The organism is Rhodoferax sp. AJA081-3 (genome assembly GCF_017798165.1).
GTDB lineage: Bacteria > Pseudomonadota > Gammaproteobacteria > Burkholderiales > Burkholderiaceae_C > Allorhodoferax.
This window is the reverse complement of sequence record NZ_CP059068.1, coordinates 1,540,736-1,557,354: the sequence shown is the minus strand read 5'-3', so window position 1 is coordinate 1,557,354 and position 16,619 is coordinate 1,540,736. Positions and strand designations below refer to the sequence as shown.

General features: G+C 59.4%; 16 protein-coding genes. 11 read left to right on the top strand and 5 right to left on the bottom strand.

The window, feature by feature from the left end:
* The first annotated feature begins 14 nt into the window (after window positions 1-14).
* The 6 genes from HZ993_RS07195 to HZ993_RS07175 all read left to right on the top strand — a co-directional run bounded on the left by HZ993_RS07195 (window position 15) and on the right by HZ993_RS07175 (window position 5,578).
* Window positions 15-1,259 carry an integrase arm-type DNA-binding domain-containing protein gene (locus tag HZ993_RS07195; RefSeq protein ID WP_209396563.1) on the top strand — a complete coding sequence of 415 codons (1,245 nt, stop codon included), beginning with the start codon at window positions 15-17 and terminating at the stop codon, window positions 1,257-1,259.
* 401 nt (window positions 1,260-1,660) lie between these two features.
* The gene (locus HZ993_RS07190; protein ID WP_209396562.1) at window positions 1,661-2,527 is read left to right on the top strand and encodes a DUF5677 domain-containing protein; all 867 of its coding nucleotides are present in this window, start codon (window positions 1,661-1,663) and stop codon (window positions 2,525-2,527) included.
* A 300-nt stretch (window positions 2,528-2,827) separates the two neighbouring features.
* Entirely contained in the window at window positions 2,828-3,178 is a 351-nt protein-coding gene (locus HZ993_RS07185) for a hypothetical protein (protein WP_209396561.1), read from the top strand.
* A 483-nt stretch (window positions 3,179-3,661) separates the two neighbouring features.
* The gene (locus HZ993_RS24955; RefSeq protein ID WP_371816971.1) at window positions 3,662-3,901 is read left to right on the top strand and encodes a PepSY domain-containing protein; all 240 of its coding nucleotides are present in this window, start codon (window positions 3,662-3,664) and stop codon (window positions 3,899-3,901) included.
* 27 nt (window positions 3,902-3,928) lie between these two features.
* On the top strand, window positions 3,929-4,858 hold the full coding sequence (locus tag HZ993_RS07180) for a cyanophycinase (protein ID WP_209396560.1): 930 nt from the start codon (window positions 3,929-3,931) through the stop codon (window positions 4,856-4,858).
* 75 nt (window positions 4,859-4,933) lie between these two features.
* Window positions 4,934-5,578, top strand: coding sequence for a DedA family protein (locus tag HZ993_RS07175; RefSeq protein ID WP_209396559.1), 645 nt, complete (start codon window positions 4,934-4,936; stop codon window positions 5,576-5,578).
* Here the strand turns inward: HZ993_RS07175 and HZ993_RS07170 are convergent.
* Both HZ993_RS07170 and tsaE read right to left on the bottom strand, forming a co-directional pair.
* Complete coding sequence (locus HZ993_RS07170) at window positions 5,575-7,008, bottom strand: N-acetylmuramoyl-L-alanine amidase (protein WP_209398319.1); 1,434 nt, start codon at window positions 7,006-7,008, stop codon at window positions 5,575-5,577. The two genes, HZ993_RS07175 and HZ993_RS07170, sit on opposite strands and share 4 nt — an antisense overlap.
* Window positions 7,009-7,010: 2 nt before the next feature.
* Window positions 7,011-7,517, bottom strand: a complete 507-nt coding sequence (gene tsaE, locus HZ993_RS07165; protein ID WP_209396558.1) for a tRNA (adenosine(37)-N6)-threonylcarbamoyltransferase complex ATPase subunit type 1 TsaE — start codon at window positions 7,515-7,517, stop codon at window positions 7,011-7,013.
* A 27-nt stretch (window positions 7,518-7,544) separates the two neighbouring features.
* Between tsaE and queG the strand changes: the two genes are divergently transcribed.
* Window positions 7,545-8,579 (top strand): tRNA epoxyqueuosine(34) reductase QueG, encoded by a 1,035-nt coding sequence (gene queG / locus HZ993_RS07160; protein WP_209398317.1) that lies wholly within the window; start codon window positions 7,545-7,547, stop codon window positions 8,577-8,579.
* 98 nt (window positions 8,580-8,677) lie between these two features.
* Window positions 8,678-10,429 carry an MFS transporter gene (locus tag HZ993_RS07155; protein WP_209396557.1) on the top strand — a complete coding sequence of 584 codons (1,752 nt, stop codon included), beginning with the start codon at window positions 8,678-8,680 and terminating at the stop codon, window positions 10,427-10,429.
* Between the two features lie 79 nt (window positions 10,430-10,508).
* Here HZ993_RS07155 and HZ993_RS07150 read toward each other — a convergent pair whose 3' ends face one another.
* On the bottom strand, window positions 10,509-11,414 hold the full coding sequence (locus tag HZ993_RS07150) for an AEC family transporter (protein ID WP_209396556.1): 906 nt from the start codon (window positions 11,412-11,414) through the stop codon (window positions 10,509-10,511).
* Between the two features lie 104 nt (window positions 11,415-11,518).
* On the opposite strand from HZ993_RS07150, the gene HZ993_RS07145 reads away from it, so the two are divergent.
* Window positions 11,519-12,496: a tripartite tricarboxylate transporter substrate binding protein BugE gene (locus HZ993_RS07145; RefSeq protein WP_209396555.1), complete on the top strand. Its 978-nt coding sequence runs from the start codon at window positions 11,519-11,521 to the stop codon at window positions 12,494-12,496.
* Complete coding sequence (xerD, locus tag HZ993_RS07140) at window positions 12,493-13,416, top strand: site-specific tyrosine recombinase XerD (protein ID WP_209396554.1); 924 nt, start codon at window positions 12,493-12,495, stop codon at window positions 13,414-13,416. Before HZ993_RS07145 ends, xerD begins: the two co-directional genes overlap by 4 nt.
* A gap of 323 nt (window positions 13,417-13,739) precedes the next feature.
* Here xerD and HZ993_RS07135 read toward each other — a convergent pair whose 3' ends face one another.
* Window positions 13,740-14,198: a hypothetical protein gene (locus tag HZ993_RS07135; protein ID WP_209396553.1), complete on the bottom strand. Its 459-nt coding sequence runs from the start codon at window positions 14,196-14,198 to the stop codon at window positions 13,740-13,742.
* A 47-nt stretch (window positions 14,199-14,245) separates the two neighbouring features.
* Window positions 14,246-14,677 (bottom strand): ankyrin repeat domain-containing protein, encoded by a 432-nt coding sequence (locus tag HZ993_RS07130; RefSeq protein WP_209396552.1) that lies wholly within the window; start codon window positions 14,675-14,677, stop codon window positions 14,246-14,248.
* A gap of 167 nt (window positions 14,678-14,844) precedes the next feature.
* Here HZ993_RS07130 and HZ993_RS07125 point away from each other — a divergent pair, with 167 nt between their 5' ends.
* Window positions 14,845-16,122, top strand: coding sequence for an IS256 family transposase (locus tag HZ993_RS07125; protein WP_209395225.1), 1,278 nt, complete (start codon window positions 14,845-14,847; stop codon window positions 16,120-16,122).
* The last annotated feature ends 497 nt before the right edge of the window (window positions 16,123-16,619 follow it).

Sequence of the window (16,619 nt, the reverse complement as noted above, 5' to 3'; positions counted from 1 at the left end):
TGGAGCTGTTCCCCATGCTGACCGATGTTGAATGTAAAAATGCAAGCTGCCCCGCAGATAAAACGCGGGTGCGCATGGCTTGCTCCGGTGGCCTTTACCTGGAGGTCGCCCCCAATGGTTCCAAGCGGTGGTTTTGGAAGTACCGCAAAGACGGCAAAGAGGGGCGTATGGCTTTGGGGAGCTATCCAGACGTTGGCCCCAAGGATGCCCGCAAGGCACGTGACGCGGCCAAGGCGCAAAAGTCCGAGGGCCGGGACCCCGTGGCGGCCCGCAAGGTCGAAAAGCTGAAAGCCTCGATACCGGATGGGGCGACATTCAAAGCGGTGGCGACGGAGTGGTATGCCAAGCAAGTGCCCCAGTGGAGCCCAAGCCATGCCGACCGGTCTTTGCGCCAGTTGGAGCGCGATCTGTACCCATGGGTTGGTGAGCGCCCCATTGCAGAAATTCACGCCCTGGAGCTGCTTGCGGTGCTTCAGAAGGTGGAGGAGCGGGGCGCAGTCGAAACGGCTGACCGCGTGTTGATGTTGTGCCGTCAAATCTGGGACTACTGGCTACCCACGGCGAAGGTCGCTCAACGCAACATCACCGAGGGCTTGAAAAAACGCCTGACGCCGTACCGGGGCAAGACCTTTGCGGCCATCGTGGAGCCTGCACAGTTTGGTGTGCTACTGCGGGCAATGTCGGCATACAAGGGCGGCACGATTGTGCGCACGGCCCTGCAGCTCGCACCGCTGGTGTATCAGCGCCCGGGCAACCTGCGGGAAATGGAGTGGATAGAGCTCGACCTGGACGCGGCCTTATGGACGATCCCCAGCGCGAAAATGAAGCGCACCAAGGCGGCAAAGGAGCAAGGCGACCCGCATGTGGTGCCCTTGCCCACGCAAGCGGTCGCGTTACTGCGAGAGCTGCACCCCATCACCGGTCATGGTCGCTATGTCTTCCCCGGTGAACGCAGTCACGACCGCCCCATCAGTGACAACTCGGTGCGCAGCGCCCTGTATGCGCTTGGCTTTGGCAAGGCACAGACCTGGCACGGCTTCCGGGCCAGCGCCCGAACGATGATGGTCGATCAGTTGAACCTTGATCCGCTGGCCATCGAAGCCAACCTAGCCCACGCCGTCAAAGACTCCAACGGCCGCAGCTACAACCGCACCCAGTACCTGGCGCAGCGCTTCGAACAGATCCAGCATTGGGCCGACTACCTGGACAAGCTGCGCAAGGGCGCGGACGTTGTTCCCATGCCCCAGCGGGCGGCATAGAACTTCATTGGATTCGCAAAATTACGGCCCCAAAAGTGGGGTAGACCGAGCAGGGCTGAACACAGAACTGTGTTGAGTAGCGTGGCGGAAGTTTTTCCTCAACGTTCACTGACCTGAAATGTTAGGCCAGTGCAAATCCAGTCAGCCGCCGTTCCAAACAGCCTCGTACCGCCGTCGGGCGGCTTTTTTCGCTCGATGGAGGTTAGTTTCGGCTGGACATGTGTTTTTGTAGGGAGCAGCGGGGACAAATGAAGGAACGCAGCAACGATGCGGGCTGCAGCCCGATTGCAGTAGGGAGCAATGTAGGGAGCAAATAGGGAGCAAATAGGGAGCAAACTCTCTATCAGTACTTGTTCCATTGCCACGTTTTGCCATTCTTTCAACGCAGACCACCGCCCCGGATGCCTGCGCACCTGACTGGAAATGACCGCGAATATGCCTTCCCCTGGACCAGATCACCCCGTGAAAACTGGCAAAAACGAGATTTCTGTCGTAGCCTCTTCAGCATGAATGCTCAAACACTTTCAACCGCAGTTGCCCATAGTCGCGAAATGGACCGCCTTGCTGTGTCAGAGCTTGGCACCATGCAAGCGCTACAAACTGAAAAGGTCCGCATTTTTGCTATGGCCACAGGTCGAAGGGCGCTCACCTACTTTCGAGCTGTGGTCAGCCTAGTTGAATCGAATTTGTATGAACCCGCCGGGGCAGTCCTACGGGTGTTGCTTGAATTGGTACTTGTTTTGCACGTGGTTAATGATTCGCCCGAGCAGCTTGACGTGTTGGCCAAACAAAGCCTTGGGGAAAACCGCAAAGCCTTAAAGGGACTGAAGACTGTTTCCTTGGACTCTCGCCCGGAGTGGTTGACAGATGACAGCATCGAGAAAGTGCTATCAGAGTTGACCATGGAACAATCGGGGTTCAACGCGCATTACTGGGCTGATAAGAGCGGGAACATGGAGACCTACAACACAATGTACAGGCGATTGAATGCGTTTTCCCATGCTTCGCTTGTTGCACTGGACGCATACCTTCCTGTTAATGCGAAAGCGGAAATTATTGGGGTGCGTGGGGACGTTGGTCGAGAGTCTGGGCCTCAGTTTTTGGTGAGCGCGTCATCAATCTTGCTTGGCATATTGCAGATCGCTGCGGGTGAAGACATTGACCCCATTAGGCGAGAGAAATTTACAGCGATGGCGGCTGAGCAAGTCAGCTTGCAAGAGCAGATTGCACTGGAGTCCGACTCTCTGACCGTATCCCCACTCTCCTAGGCTACAGCCAGCAGCGCAGAAAGTTGCCAGGGAGCGTGAGAGCGCAACTTACTGTTCGGGGCATCGTCCGGGAAAATTTGCCCGCACATGCCCATGGCGTCGGTGATGGTGGTTAGGCGAAAAAGCGAAGCGTTACAACCACCGCAAACAGTGAAATAGTGCACGTTTTTTAAGATTTTGCACTGTCATTTATGCAGCATCAGCGGTGATGCAAATCAAAACCCGAATAGCTCGCCCCCGCGTCCCTGAACTACAGATCCTAAAAGGCTTGCTTCGCCTTGGTGTTGGGTCACGGCCGACATGGCGCTGATACAAGCCTCACAGGACATTTTTGCCGGTGCTCTGGTCAATATTTTTGACGATGGCGGCTTCTTTCGTGTGCGGCTTGCCGATGCCACAGCGAGTGGTTACGAGGCCATGGGCTATGTATTGGAAGCCGCACTGGCCGGGACGCCAGCGGTGGTCTACTTTAAAGGGTCCAACACCGCTGTTGCGGACATGAACGCTGGCGCGCAGTACCTTACGACAGAGCCCGGTGTGGCGGGCCTGCTTGCGCCAAAGGGCTCTGGCAGGGTCTTGCAGCGGGTTGGATTCGCGTCCAGTTCTACCCGCTTGCATTTCCAAGCTGGTACCCCGACAACGAGGGCCTGACGATGGCGGAACGTAGACGCCTATCTGTTTTGTTAAAGGGCCGAGGCGTGAGGCTAGCCGAAGTTGAACTGAATCAATCACATCGGATTCCGTTCACTGGCTGCATGCATTCTTGGCTGGATCAACACTCAAAAGGTACTCCTGGGGCAAAGCTGATACGGGTGCGTAGAGTCGCGGATTCGGACTGTTTCGTGATGCTCGTAAGGGGGTTGTGTTGTGCTGATTGACCTTGGAAAGGTACTCCTGAGACATACCCCGCAAGGGTGCGTAGAGGCGCAACATTCCGCTAGTGAACAGGTTTGGAAAAAGGTGAACAGTAAGCGGTGAACAGTAAGCGGTGAACGGTGAACGGTGAACGGTGAACGGTGAACGGTGAACGGTGCCGTGTTGTTGGGTATGCGATGGGCCTTGTGATACATTGCCGACGTGCTCCAGTTTGCCGGGTAGCGGAAGCAACTCGGGGGAACAAGCGGGGGAACAAAAATGCTTGCGGAAATAGAAAAGCTAGTGTTGATGCGGGTTTCCAGCCTTCTTTCAATTGACGCCAGCTCCACCATACCAACCGACAAGGCCGCTAGGAATAACCACTTAGCGGCCTTTTCTATTGAAAAGTCTATTCGCATCGAGATGGGATGTTATGAAATGTACGGTTTGCATCCACGGGGGCGACGTGTGTTGCTTCTCGTTGATCCCGCAACGGCAAAGGTTGTCCCAAACCATTGATTCTCGTCAGCGAGGCTATTCCAACAAATGTTGAACCGACGCTCTCTACTGTCTATGGCGCCCGCGCTTTTGCCATTGCCAATAAATGCCCAAGCAAGGCGTCTTGGACGACTGGTCATTATTGGGGGGGCGGAAGACAGACTCCAGGACCGTGTCATCCTTCGGCGCTTCGTGGATCTTTGCGGTGGACCGGCGAGTCGCATCAGGGTTCTGAGTGCTGCAAGCTCAGACCCAAATCTTGCATGGTTGGGCTACCAAAGCGTATTTGCCGAACTGGGTGTAGACGATTGCCAGCCTATCCCAATTCCAGACCGAGAGGCCGCCAACGCGGTTTCGGTGGTTGACTTGATCTTGGAGGCGGACGGAATATTTCTATCCGGTGGCGACCAGCGTCGGCTCATGGACTTGATCTGGGAAACCGAAGTGTTTCGCGCGCTGCATGTGGCGTTCCACGTCCGAGGTTGTTGCATGGCTGGAACAAGTGCAGGGGCCGCCGTTTTATCACGCAATATGCTTGCATACGGCGGCGCCACAAAGCTCCCGGAAAAAGACGCCGCTCAACTCGATATTGGTTTGGGGCTTATCTCAAATGCCATCATCGATCAGCATTTCTCGGAGCGTGGCCGTTTAGGGCGATTGTTATCCGTACTTGCTGAACGCCCATCGCTTTTGGGGGTCGGTGTAGATGAAGACACTGCGCTGATTGTTGAGCGGGGTGTTGGAATTGAAATTATCGGGCGAGGCGCAGTAACCATTGTTGACGGACGCAATATGTTGTCTAACTATGAAAGCATCGACGCACAGGAGCGTTTGGAACTGCTTGGGGTGGGTTTGCATGTGCTGCCGTCGGGAAACAGCTATCGGCTTACGCCGAGAGGCCGCAATAGCAAACGGTTCCCCGCCAGTTTGGCGCAGGCGATCAGCCTGCTGGTTGAACCTGGTCCGATTCGGGGATAAGAAATGCAGTCTGCCTGGCACATCCCGGGGACTCTGTAAACTCCCCGACCTTCAACACGCAACTAGACCCCCCCCATGGAATTTGCCGCTTTCTTGATTGACTTCATCCTGCACGTGGACAAACACTTGGAGACCTTTGTCCAGAACTACGGCACCTGGGTTTACGCCTTGTTGTTTGTCATCATCTTTGTAGAAACCGGCGTAGTGGTCATGCCGTTTTTGCCGGGTGATTCGCTGCTTTTTGTAGTGGGCGCCATGTGTGGTGCCGGTCTGATGAGTTATCCGGTTGCGGTCAGCGTGTTGCTCGTGGCGGCCATCCTCGGTGACCAGTGCAACTACTCGATTGGCCGCTACTTCGGGCCCAAGGTGTTCCAGTGGGAGCAGTCCCGGTTTTTCAACAAGGCGGCGTTTGACAAGGCGCACACCTTTTACGAAACCTATGGTGGCTTCACCATCATCGCCGCGCGCTTCATGCCTTTCCTGCGCACCTTTGTACCGTTTGTGGGTGGCGTGGCGCAGATGAATCGTGCCAAATTCACACTGTTTAACGTGGTGGGCGCCCTGATCTGGGTGCTGGGCATCTGCACGGCAGGTTACTTCTTGGGCAGCTTCCCCTGGGTCAAGGCGAATCTGGACAAGATCATCTGGGCGATGATTTTTGTTCCCGGCCTGATTGTTTTGTTTGGCGCTTGGCGCACGCGGAGCAAGGCAGCGGTTTAACCCCTGACCCGGTTGCGTGCCAGCGGCGGGTTCTTGGAGAAATAGCGTTCGATGCCACGCATCAGTGCGTCTGCCAACTGGTTTAAAAACTCGTCACTGTTGAGCTTGGCCTCTTCGGTGGGGTTGCTGATAAATGCGGCCTCTACCAACACACTGGGAATATCAGGTGCCTTCAGCACGGCAAAACCAGCCTGTTCCACTTTGGGCTTGTGCAGTTTGCCGACGCGGCCAATCTCCCCCAGCAGGCTGCTGCCCAGTTTGAGGCTGTCGTTGATCTGGGCAGTAGTGCTCATGTCCAGCAGTGCGCGCTGCACTGTGGCATCTTTGCTTTGCACGTTCAGGCCGCCAATCAAATCCGCCTTGTTTTCTTTGGCCGCCATCCAGCGCGCCGCACTGCTGGAGGCGCCGCCCTGACTGAGCGCAAACACGCTGGCACCCTGCGGATTGGGTGTAAAAAAAGCATCGGCATGCAGGCTGACAAACAAATCGGCCTGCACCCGGCGGGCTTTTTGCACCCGCACCTGCAACGGTACAAAAAAATCTGCGTCGCGTGTCAGGTAGGCACGCATGGCGTTGCCGTTGACCGTGGTGGCATTGATACGTGCCCGCAGCAAATGGGCCAGACGCAGCACCACGTCTTTCTCGCGCGTGCCACCGGGTCCTACAGCGCCCGGGTCTTCGCCGCCATGGCCGGGGTCCAGTGCAATGATGATGAGGCGGTCGGTCGCCGTGGGTTCGGTGGTAGAGGTTTTGCCAGATACCTTGGGGCTATTTTGGCCACTAGCCCCCGTATTTGCTGATGGTGTTGCTATCGATTGTGTAGCTATTTGGGCGTTGACAGGTGCGGTGGCTGTGCCCGCAGCGGGGTCTGGCTTGCGTGTTTGCTGGGTGATCAGATCACCCAGCGGGTCGCTGGGGTTGGGGGTGGCAGTGCTTGCTGGCTTGGCAGAGGTAGCGGGGGGCTGACCACCTTCTTGCAAGCGCTGCGCAATCAGGGCTTCCAGCGGGTCTGCTTCCTGCGCCGGGTACAGGTCCAGCACCAGGCGGTGTTGGTAGGCTGCCACCGGCGTCAGCGCAAAGACCTGCGGGCGTATCGGCAACTTCAGGTCCACCACCAGGCGCACGACATTGGGCGCGAACTGGCCGACGCGGATGCCCGCAATATTCGGGTCATCGGCGCGGACCTTGGCCACCAGCTCCTTGAGTGCCGGGTTCAGCGTGATGCCTTCGATGTCCACCGCCAGGCGGGGCGGGCTGGGTACAAAGGTCTGCTTGGTGGTCAGCGCGCTGTCGGATTCAATCGTCACCCGCGAATACTCGGGCGCAGGCCAAACCCGCACGGTGATGATGGTGGCGCCATGGGCCAATTCCGCCAACCCCAGGCTCAGCACAATGCTGCCGCCGGATTTGAGCAGGGTGCGGCGTTGCATCGTCAAGGCTGCGGTCCCTCGGCTGGGGCAGCCAGCAGCAGGGCCACACCCACAAGCGTGTTGGCACGCAGGGTCACTTGGCGCGCGGCGTCGGGTGTGGTGACGATGGTGATGTCCATGTCTGCGCAGGGTAGCATGGTGCCGGCCTTCTCGGGCCACTCAGCCAGCTTCAGGCCGGGGCTGGCAAAGATGTCGCGAAAGCCCGCATCCTCCCATTCGCGTGGATCGGCAAAGCGGTAGAAGTCGAAATGCCAGATGTTCAGATTCGACAACTCATAAGGCTCCACCACCGCATAGGTCGGGCTTTTGATGCGCCCGGTCACACCCAGCGCGTGCAGCAGGTGGCGCACAAATGTGGTCTTGCCCGCACCCAGGTCGCCATGCAGGGCGATGAAGGCATGGCCCACATCAGGCAAGGCCGCCAGTGACTTGGCAAACTGCTGCGTGGCCGCTTCGTCCGGCCAGTGCAGGGTTTTTACAATAGGGGCGTGACGATCAATAGCACTCAATTCGATGGCAACCAGCTGGTTTCGCAAATGCAGGCCTGGGCCCGGGAATTGGGATTCTCCCAAATTGGCGTGGCCTCTGTGGATTTATCGTCGGCCGAGGCCGGATTGCTGCGTTGGCTGGAGCATGGGTTCCACGGCGACATGGCCTATATGGCCAGCCACGGCTTGAAGCGCGCTCGGCCTGCCGAGCTGGTGCCTGGCACGCTGAGCGTCATCACCGCGCGCATGGACTACCTGCCGAAGGACACGCCCGAGGACTGGACCACGGTGGAGCTGGACCGATTGAATCGCCCGGGCGAGGGCATCGTCTCCGTCTACGCCCGGGGGCGGGACTACCACAAGGTCTTGCGCAGCCGCCTGCAAAAGTTGAGCGAACGTATTGCGCAGGAGATCGGCGCCTTTGGCCACCGCGCCTTCACCGACTCCGCCCCCGTGCTGGAGGCCGAGCTGGCCGCCCGCAGCGGCCAGGGCTGGCGCGGCAAACACACACTCTTGCTGAACCGCGAGGCGGGGTCCATGTTTTTCCTGGGCGAGATTTATGTGGATGTGCCGCTGCCCGCAAGCAGCCCCGTGCAAGGCCACTGCGGCACCTGCAGCGCCTGCATCACCGCCTGCCCCACACAGGCCATCGTCGCGCCACACAAGCTGGATGCGCGGCGCTGCATTTCGTACCTGACGATTGAACATGCGGGCCCCATACCCGAGGAATTCCGTGCCCCCATGGGCAACCGCATTTATGGCTGTGACGATTGCCAACTGGTCTGCCCCTGGAACAAGTTTGCGCAGCGCAGCCCGTTGGAGGACTTTGACCCGCGCGAGGGCTTGAGCGGGCAGCAGCTAGAACAACTGTTCAGCTGGACCGAGGCCGAGTTCCTGCAGCGCACCGAGGGCAGCCCGATACGCCGCATAGGGCACGAGCGCTGGCAGCGCAATATTGCTGTGGCCTTGGGCAATGCGCTGCGGCAGGGCGCCGATGTAGCCCCGTTCCTGCGGAGCCATACGGAGCATTCCAGCCCGCTGGTGCGGGAGCACATTGTGTGGGCGTTGGCGCAAACCGGCTAAACAGGCCATCTGCCGTCCCCTTGTGGCGAGGGAAAACATGGGGGAAGACACCGTCGCCCCTGTGCGATGATCCCGCCCTCACTAAAAGGCACAACCTTATGCGACTACCCAATCTGCTGGCCACCAAAAATGGCCGTCTGACGGCTTTCTTTTTGCTCTACCTCACCGAAGGTATCCCCCTGGGCTTTGCCGCCACCGCGGTGGCCACCATGCTGCGCCGTCTGGATGTAGGCCCGGCCGAGATCGGCGCCTTTGTTGGCTCCTTCTACCTGCCCTGGGCCTTTAAATGGGCCTTTGGCCCGCTGGTGGACGTGTTCTCGTCCGACCGTTTTGGCCGCCGCCGCGCCTGGATTCTGGTGACCCAGGTGCTGATGGCGCTGACGCTGCTGTCCACGGTGATGCTGGACCTGCCGCAGCAGCTATGGCTCTTCACCATCATCCTCTTTGTGCACAACACCTTTGGCGCCATGCAGGACGTGGCCATCGACGCGCTGGCCTGCAGCACGCTGCAGGAAGAAGAACGCGGCCTGGCCAACGGCATGATGTTTGGCGGCGCCATGATTGGCAGCATGCTGGGGGGCAGCGGTGTGTTGTTCTTGAGCGGCATGACCGGCTTCCAGCCCACTTTCTTTTTTGTGTCGGGCGCCATTCTGGCGGTGACGGCCTTTGTGGTGTTGCCGATGAAGGAAGTGCCAGGCCCTGCGCGGGCCGCGGTGGTGGGCTCCAAGCTAGCCCAGGCCGGGCGCGAGATGCGCACGTTTGCCGTCGACGCGTTCCGCTCCTTCCTGGGCAGCCCCGGCGCCTATGGCGGCCTGCTGTTTGCGCTGTTGCCGGCCGGCGCCATGTGCCTGGGCCTGACCCTGCAATCCAACCTGGCAGTAGAACTGGGCATGAGCAATGACCAGGTGGCCGCGCTGGGCTTTTGGTCGTCCATGCTGAACGCCAGTTTTTGTGTGCTGGGTGGTTATGTGTCGGACCGGCTGGGCCGCCGGCGCACGCTGGCCGTGTACCTGGCGCTGATGAGTCTGCCGGTGTTTTATTTGATGAACGAGTTGTCCAAATACGGCTGGGTCATGCCCGTGCCCCAGGGCGCCGAGAACCGCCCCCAGGTGCCGGTGGCGCTGGTGACTGCGCTGTGGATTGCCACGCTGTTCTATTCCGTGGCGCAGGGCCTGATGTATGGCACCCGCTCGGCCATCATGATGGACGTGACCAACCCCGCCGTGGCCGCGACCCAGTTCACCGCCTACATGGCGTTGATGAACCTGGCGATTTCTTATTCCGCCACTTGGCAGGGCATTGCCATTGAAGCCTGGGGCTACCCCACCACGATGATGGTGGACGGCATTTTGGGACTGTTCTGCATTCTGGTGATCCCATGGCTCAAGCCCGCCGCTGCCGGTGAAAGCCGTTACGCCGATGCACTGGGCCCCAAACGTGCCCGCGGTCTGGCATTGGGCCTGGGTCTGGCGTGTATGGCTTGGGCGCCCTACAGCTACTGGAGTGCATCCTTCGGTGCCGCCAAACCCATCATGGGCACGTTGTTCACCGTGGTGTTTATTGCGTCTGCACTCTTCCTGCTGGCCAGCCGGGCGGTATTAGCCGAAGCCGGTGGCTGGCCGGCCCGCGTGGGCGTGTGGATGGCGCCGCTGCTGCTGTTGCTTTATGTGCGTTACTACCTGGAGCCGATCTCCAAATGGTTGCCAGCGGGTGTAGACGCTGCGGCCTTTGTGGCGGGCATGCAAAACGCCATCCTGGTCGTGGCCGTGTTGGCGGGTATGGTGCTGGTGTTGCTGCGTGGGCAGCCCTGGCAGAAGATGCAAGTGGTAGCGCAGCCGGTGCCGGCTTGAAGCGGGTTGCTACTATTTAAATAGCGCAGTAGATAGATAATACGGGGGCTAGAGGCCAATTTTGCTTAAATGCACCCGGCTAACGCAACACCCCCAGCGCAAAGGGCAGGCTCAGCATCCCCAAGAGCGTGGACAGCGTGACCAGGCCCGCCACATAGGCGCCGTCGTAACCCATGCGCGCCGCCAGCACATAACAGCTGGAGGCCGTGGGCAGGGCCGAGAAAATCATCAGCACCGTGGCCTCTGCCGCACTCAAGCCAAACAACCAGCAAATGCCCGCGGCCACCAGCGGCAGCAGCAGGTGGCGTATGGCCAGCACGGATACCGCCAGCGTTTTGGCGCGGGCCAGCGCACCCAGTTGCATGCCGGCGCCCGCGGCCATCAGGCCCAGCGCCAGGGATGCCGCGCCGATGCGGGTGGTGGTGGGCTCCAGCCAGTGCGGAATGGTGAAGCCCATCAAATTGGCCGCCAGGCCGGAGGCGGTGGCAATGATCAGCGGGTTGCGCACCAGTTCACGCACCAAGCCCGTTTGGGCATGGCGGGCCATGGGCCACACGGCGCCCACATTGAACAGCGGCACACAGACCCCAATCAGCACCGCAAACAGCTGCAGGCCCTGTGCGCCCGCCAGGCGGTCAGCAATGGCCAGGCCAATGAAGGAGTTGAAGCGGAACGCCACCTGCGCACTGCTGGCATGGTCGCGTTTGTCGATCCAGCGTTTCAGTAGTGGGATGTGGGGCAGGGCATAGGCCAACGCTATGCCACTGAGCCCCAGCGCCCAGCCGGCACCCATCAGGCGCGACGCCGCGGTTACATCCAGCGGGCTTTTGACGATGGACTGGAACAAAAGCACCGGGAACAAAAAGAAGTACACCAGCGCATCCACCTGGGCCCAGACCGGGCGGTTGAGGGCGGTGTAGCGGCACACCAGGTAGCCACACAGGATGAGGGAAAAATCGGGGAAAAGCAGTTGGGCGTAATTCACCAGCCAAGAATACCAGCCTGCTATGTGTGGTTTTGTGTGCCGCGTGTCAGCGGTTACTATTTGCACTGCGTGACTGAGACTACAACTACTGGAGACCAACCCGCATGCGAAACCACCCACGACTGGCCTCGGGCCTGACCGCCCTTGCCCTGACATTTGCAGCCGGTGCCGCCATGGCACAGGCCTACCCCAACAAAGTGATCAAACTGCAGGTGCCCTTTGCACCGGGCGGCACCACCGACATCGTGGCCCGCGTCATTGCCGACCCCCTGGGCAAGATCCTGGGCCAAAGCGTGATTGTGGAAAACAAGGCTGGCGGCGGCGGCGTGGTCGGTGCCAACGAGACGGCCAAGGCCGCACCCGATGGGTATTCGCTGGGCATGGCCACCGTGTCCACCGTGGCGGCCAACCCGGCCATCAACCCCAAGAACCCCTACAACCCGCTGACCGACTTCACCCCCGTCATCAATGTGGCGGCCACGCCCAATGTGATTGCGGTGCACCCCAGCTTCCCCGCCAAGGACTACAAGAGTTTCATGGCCGAGATCAAGGCCAACCCTGGCAAGTATTCCTACGCATCGTCCGGCACGGGCGGCATTGGCCACATGCAGACCGAACTTTTCAAGAGCCTGACCGGTGCCTTCATCACCCACATTCCCTACCGCGGCGCCGGCCCGGCCCTGAACGACACGGTGGGTGGTCAGGTGCCGCTGATTTTTGACAATATGCCGTCGGCCTTGCCCTTCATCCAGTCCAACCGGCTGATCCCCATCGTGGTGGCCGCGCCCCAGCGCCTGGCCCAGTTGCCCAATGTGCCCACGTTTAAAGAAGTGGGCCTGGAGCCGGTGAACCGCATGGCCTTCTACGGCATCTACGGCCCCAAGGGCATGCCCAAGGAGATTGTGGACAAGATCAATGCCGCCGTGCGCAAGGTGCTGGAAGACCCGGCCGTGAAAAAACGCATTGAAGAAACCGGCTCCTTCGTGGTGGGCAACACGCCCGAACAGTTTGGCGCCCAGATGAAGGCCGAATACGAGGTCTACAAAAAAGTGGTGGACACCGCCAAGTTGCGTTTGGAATGACGGCAGGCCCGAAGTCTTTTGGTCAGGCCGAGATCGATGCTTTCATCGACGCCATCTGGCTGGAAGAGGGCCTGTCCAAAAACACCCTGGCGGCGTACCGACAAGATTTGACGCTGTACGCCGCCTGGCTGGCGGGTCGCAACACCCACAGCTTGTTGCAGACCACCGAGCCCGATCTCCAGGCCTACTTCTCTGAAAAACACGCCGCCACCAAGGCCACCACGGCCAACCGGCGGCTCACGGTGTTCAAACGCTACTTCCGCTGGGCCCTGCGCGAAGGCCTGGCGCAGGTAGACCCCACGCTGAAGTTGCAATCCGCCAAACAGGCACTGCGTGTACCCAAGACGCTCACCGAAGCCCAGGTAGAGGCCTTGCTGGCCGCGCCCGACACCTCGCTGGCCCTGGGCCTGCGTGATCGCACCATGCTGGAGCTGATGTATGCCAGCGGCCTGCGCGTCAGCGAGCTGGTCACGCTGAAGACCTTTAACGTCAGCCTGAATGACAACGTGTTGCGGGTGTTCGGCAAGGGCAGCAAGGAGCGCCTGGTGCCCTTTGGCGAGGTGGCCAGCACCTGGCTGCGCCAGTACCTCAATGGAGGCGCCCGCGCCGAGCTGCTGGCCGGCAAACAGACCGACGACTTGTTTATCACCGTGCGCGGCACCAACCCCGGCACCGCCATGTCACGCGTGATGTTCTGGATGGTGGTGAAGAAACACGCGGCCGCTGCGGGCATCACCGTGCCACTGTCACCCCACACGCTGCGCCATGCGTTCGCGACGCACCTGCTGAACCACGGTGCGGATTTGCGGGCGGTGCAGATGTTGCTGGGGCATGCGGATATTTCTACTACGACGATTTACACGCATATCGCGCGGGAGCGGCTGGCGACGCTGCATGCGCAGCACCATCCGCGGGGGTAAACGCCTGTGTGTCGCGCTGCCACCCGAAGGCGGATGGCGTGCTTACGTTCTCCGGCTCGCCTCGCGGGCGACTGGGTTGGTCCGCTGGTGCTATTTCGTGAAGCCGTTGGTGGGTATGCGTGTTGTGTGGCAACCGCGACTGCGGCCTGCGCCCGCAAGCCCCACCATCCGCCTTCGGGTGGCGGGTTGCCGGGCGGAACAGGGCGGCGGGTTAAGACACATAGCCGACTCCGCTAGCGCTCCGACGCAGTCATTGCTCTCTAACATGAGTGGTACCCAACGGACACAAATGGTTTGTCGTCAGCTCAATTAATAGGAGGGCATCATTTGATGCGACGCTGCTCAACCCAGCCATTCTGAACACCCGCGAGATGATCACGCAACCGCTGCTCTACCTGATCAGGTTCCCATACCGCTGCGCGCTCATAGCCCTCGCATTCCGGCCTCGTAGCGGCCCTTATCTGTCCGTCAATGTAAAGTTCAAACTTCTTTGGATCGAGCGCGTCTTGAATGAACTTAGGCACTGGTGCGAGGACTTCGGAGGGCACATCGACCTTGCTACGCTTGCTCCAGCGACCAGTCGACCAAGCCGACTTGTGAACAGCTACTCGAAAGAGTATCGGATGCTCAAAGAGGCGCGCAGACCCTGCATGTTCCGTTGCATTTGGTCCGAAGAATGCAAAGTCAGCCTCTGGCAGAGTTACAGCAAAGCAAGCTTGCTCCGGTGACAAAGGAACCTTAAGAACTATCCCGACTGTGCGACGTTGTGATTTGACGTTCATGATGCTGGTCGTAATGTCCCGATGTTGAAACCATTGATTTCATACACTCACTTTTCTGTATCTCGAAAAAATTGTGCGACGTCGTAGTTTGCAATAGTGCGAGCCAAGTCATATGGCGAGGTACCGTGGTGATTCTTTGAATTTGGGTCCGCGCCCGCATTGAGCAGCGACTGAATGACCGCGCCGTTACCGGCCGAAGCGAAGACAGCTCGAAACAGGGCAGTGTTCCCGAACGAATCCCGAAGCGAGAGGTTTGCTCCCGCTTGAATAAGCGAGAGGGTGCACTCCGGTGAGACCGCTTGTGCAGCAAAGTGAAGCGGGGACCACCCATTGTCATCTTGCAGATTGACGTTTGCGCCAGCTGCCAGCAAAGACTCAACTTCATCGCACAATGCACCGGCTGCCGCATAGTGAAGCTGAGTTCGACCGTACCGATCTACGTCGGGACGTAATTTTCGGTTTGTTTGTTTGCCAGTCACGAAAGCAGTTCCTTAAAGACACATAGCTGACTTCCACTCTGCGTCTGGTGGCTAGAGAGCGTGGAGGCCATTGATTTGGAACGTGTGGCCACCGCGCGGACACTCGATGACCGAGAGCCTGTCAGAAATTTTGTGTGCGAGGCATAACATGTCAACAAGGAGCATGAATGCCAAGCAAGACAAAGAGCGCCACGGTGGCGGACAACGCAACACAACTTCAAATCCCAGCCGAGTTGCTGGACCAACTGGTGACCGGCCCCATGACAGCCGGTCAAGTCCAGGGACTGTTTGACCAGTTCAAAAAGGCCGTGCTGGAGCGGGCACTGGCTGGAGAAATGAGCCATCACCTGGGCTACGCGCCGGGCAAGGCCAAACCCGAGGGAGCGCCTGCAAACCACCGCAACGGCAAAAGCGCTAAGACGGTACTGACCGATGCAGGAGCCCTGCGCATTGACGTCCCGCGCGACCGGGAAGGCACGTTCGAACCCCAACTCATCGGCAAACACGAGCGCCGTTTCACCGGCTTTGACGACAAGATCATCGCCATGTACGCGCGTGGCATGACCGTGCGCGAGATACAGGCGTTTTTGAGCGAGATGTACTCGGTCGATGTATCGCCCGACCTCATCAGCCGCGTGACTGACGAAGTCATGAGCGAGGTGACAGCCTGGCAGAGCCGCCCATTGGAATCCATGTACCCGGTGGTGTTCTTCGATGCGCTGCGCGTCAAGATTCGTGAGGACGGGGTGGTGCGCTCCAAGGCCGTGTACTTGGCCCTGGGCGTGCTGGCCGATGGCAGCCGCGACATCCTGGGGATCTGGGTCGAGAACACCGAAGGGGCCAAATTCTGGATGAAAGTGTTCAACGATTTGAAGACCCGAGGTGTGCAGGATATCCTGATTGCCGTCACCGACGGGCTCAAAGGCATGCCAGAGGCCCTGGGCGCGGTGTTCCCGGCCACGACACTGCAAACGTGCATCGTGCACCTGATACGCAACAGCCTGGACTTTGCCAGTTGGAAGGATCGCAAGGCGCTGGCTGCGGCCATCAAACCCATCTACACGGCGGTGAGCGCAGAGGCAGCACAGGCTGAACTCGATGCATTTGAGGCAGGTCCCTGGGGCCAGAAGTTCCCCACCGTGGTGGGAGCCTGGCGCAGGGCTTGGGACAGAGTGATTCCCTTCTTTGCGTTCCCGCCCGAGGTACGCCGTGTGATCTACACGACCAATGCCATTGAGAGCGTAAATGCCAGACTGCGCAAGATCATCAAGTCCAGAGGACACTTCCCCAGTGACGATGCGGCCACCAAGCTGATCTGGCTGGCACTGCGCAACATTACCGAGGATTGGGGACGTGCGGCTAACCACTGGAAATCAGCCATGAACCAGTTTGCCATCCTCTACGGCGACAGGTTCACGCAGCCCACTCACGGGGGTGCAAAATGAAGGAGCTGAACCCTGCCACTCAGGGTTCTACCGGGGGGGGCCTCCGGCGGCCTGGCAGGGGCCTTAGTTTGAATAAAATTTACCCATCAGCTGATTTCTGAAACCGCCTCACACACAGAAATTCTGACACTCCCATGACCGACAACTCCAGCGATAGATCCGAACGACCTTCCTCCTTTGTGAAGAGAGGCACTACTACCGACCACTCAAGAGGCCGGGAGCCCAACACTGCAATGTAGTCGATGAGCTCGTAACCCTCTGGAGGGAGCGGCACGAGTTGACGACCGTAGTCACTTACTGCATCGCGCAACTGCTGTGCCGTAACTAGAGAGCCTCGTGAGCTAGCTACTGCCTCAGAGAATTTGCCGTCAGCGAGCGACGTGACCAACTCGCCAACGAGGTGATTGCGATTTGTGAGGTCTTCGTCCATGGAAGGTATGAGGCTTAACGAACATTGGATGTCATCAGTCGCAACTATAGCCCGCTAAACCTGTCCA

Bases quoted from the DNA above. Each gene is read 5' to 3' on its own strand.
- queG (WP_209398317.1), top strand. From the start codon at position 7,545: ATGCAGGCCTGGGCCCGGGAATTGGGATTCTCCCAAATTGGCGTGGCC.
- HZ993_RS07195 (WP_209396563.1), top strand. From the start codon at position 15: ATGCTGACCGATGTTGAATGTAAAAATGCAAGCTGCCCCGCAGATAAA.
- HZ993_RS07125 (WP_209395225.1), top strand. From the start codon at position 14,845: ATGCCAAGCAAGACAAAGAGCGCCACGGTGGCGGACAACGCAACACAA.
- xerD (WP_209396554.1), top strand. From the start codon at position 12,493: ATGACGGCAGGCCCGAAGTCTTTTGGTCAGGCCGAGATCGATGCTTTC.
- HZ993_RS24955 (WP_371816971.1), top strand. From the start codon at position 3,662: ATGCTTGCGGAAATAGAAAAGCTAGTGTTGATGCGGGTTTCCAGCCTT.
- HZ993_RS07190 (WP_209396562.1), top strand. From the start codon at position 1,661: ATGCCTGCGCACCTGACTGGAAATGACCGCGAATATGCCTTCCCCTGG.
- HZ993_RS07155 (WP_209396557.1), top strand. From the start codon at position 8,678: ATGCGACTACCCAATCTGCTGGCCACCAAAAATGGCCGTCTGACGGCT.
- HZ993_RS07175 (WP_209396559.1), top strand. From the start codon at position 4,934: ATGGAATTTGCCGCTTTCTTGATTGACTTCATCCTGCACGTGGACAAA.
- HZ993_RS07180 (WP_209396560.1), top strand. From the start codon at position 3,929: ATGTTGAACCGACGCTCTCTACTGTCTATGGCGCCCGCGCTTTTGCCA.
- HZ993_RS07145 (WP_209396555.1), top strand. From the start codon at position 11,519: ATGCGAAACCACCCACGACTGGCCTCGGGCCTGACCGCCCTTGCCCTG.
- HZ993_RS07170 (WP_209398319.1), bottom strand. From the start codon at position 7,008: ATGCAACGCCGCACCCTGCTCAAATCCGGCGGCAGCATTGTGCTGAGC.
- HZ993_RS07185 (WP_209396561.1), top strand. From the start codon at position 2,828: ATGGCGCTGATACAAGCCTCACAGGACATTTTTGCCGGTGCTCTGGTC.
- HZ993_RS07135 (WP_209396553.1), bottom strand. From the start codon at position 14,198: ATGAACGTCAAATCACAACGTCGCACAGTCGGGATAGTTCTTAAGGTT.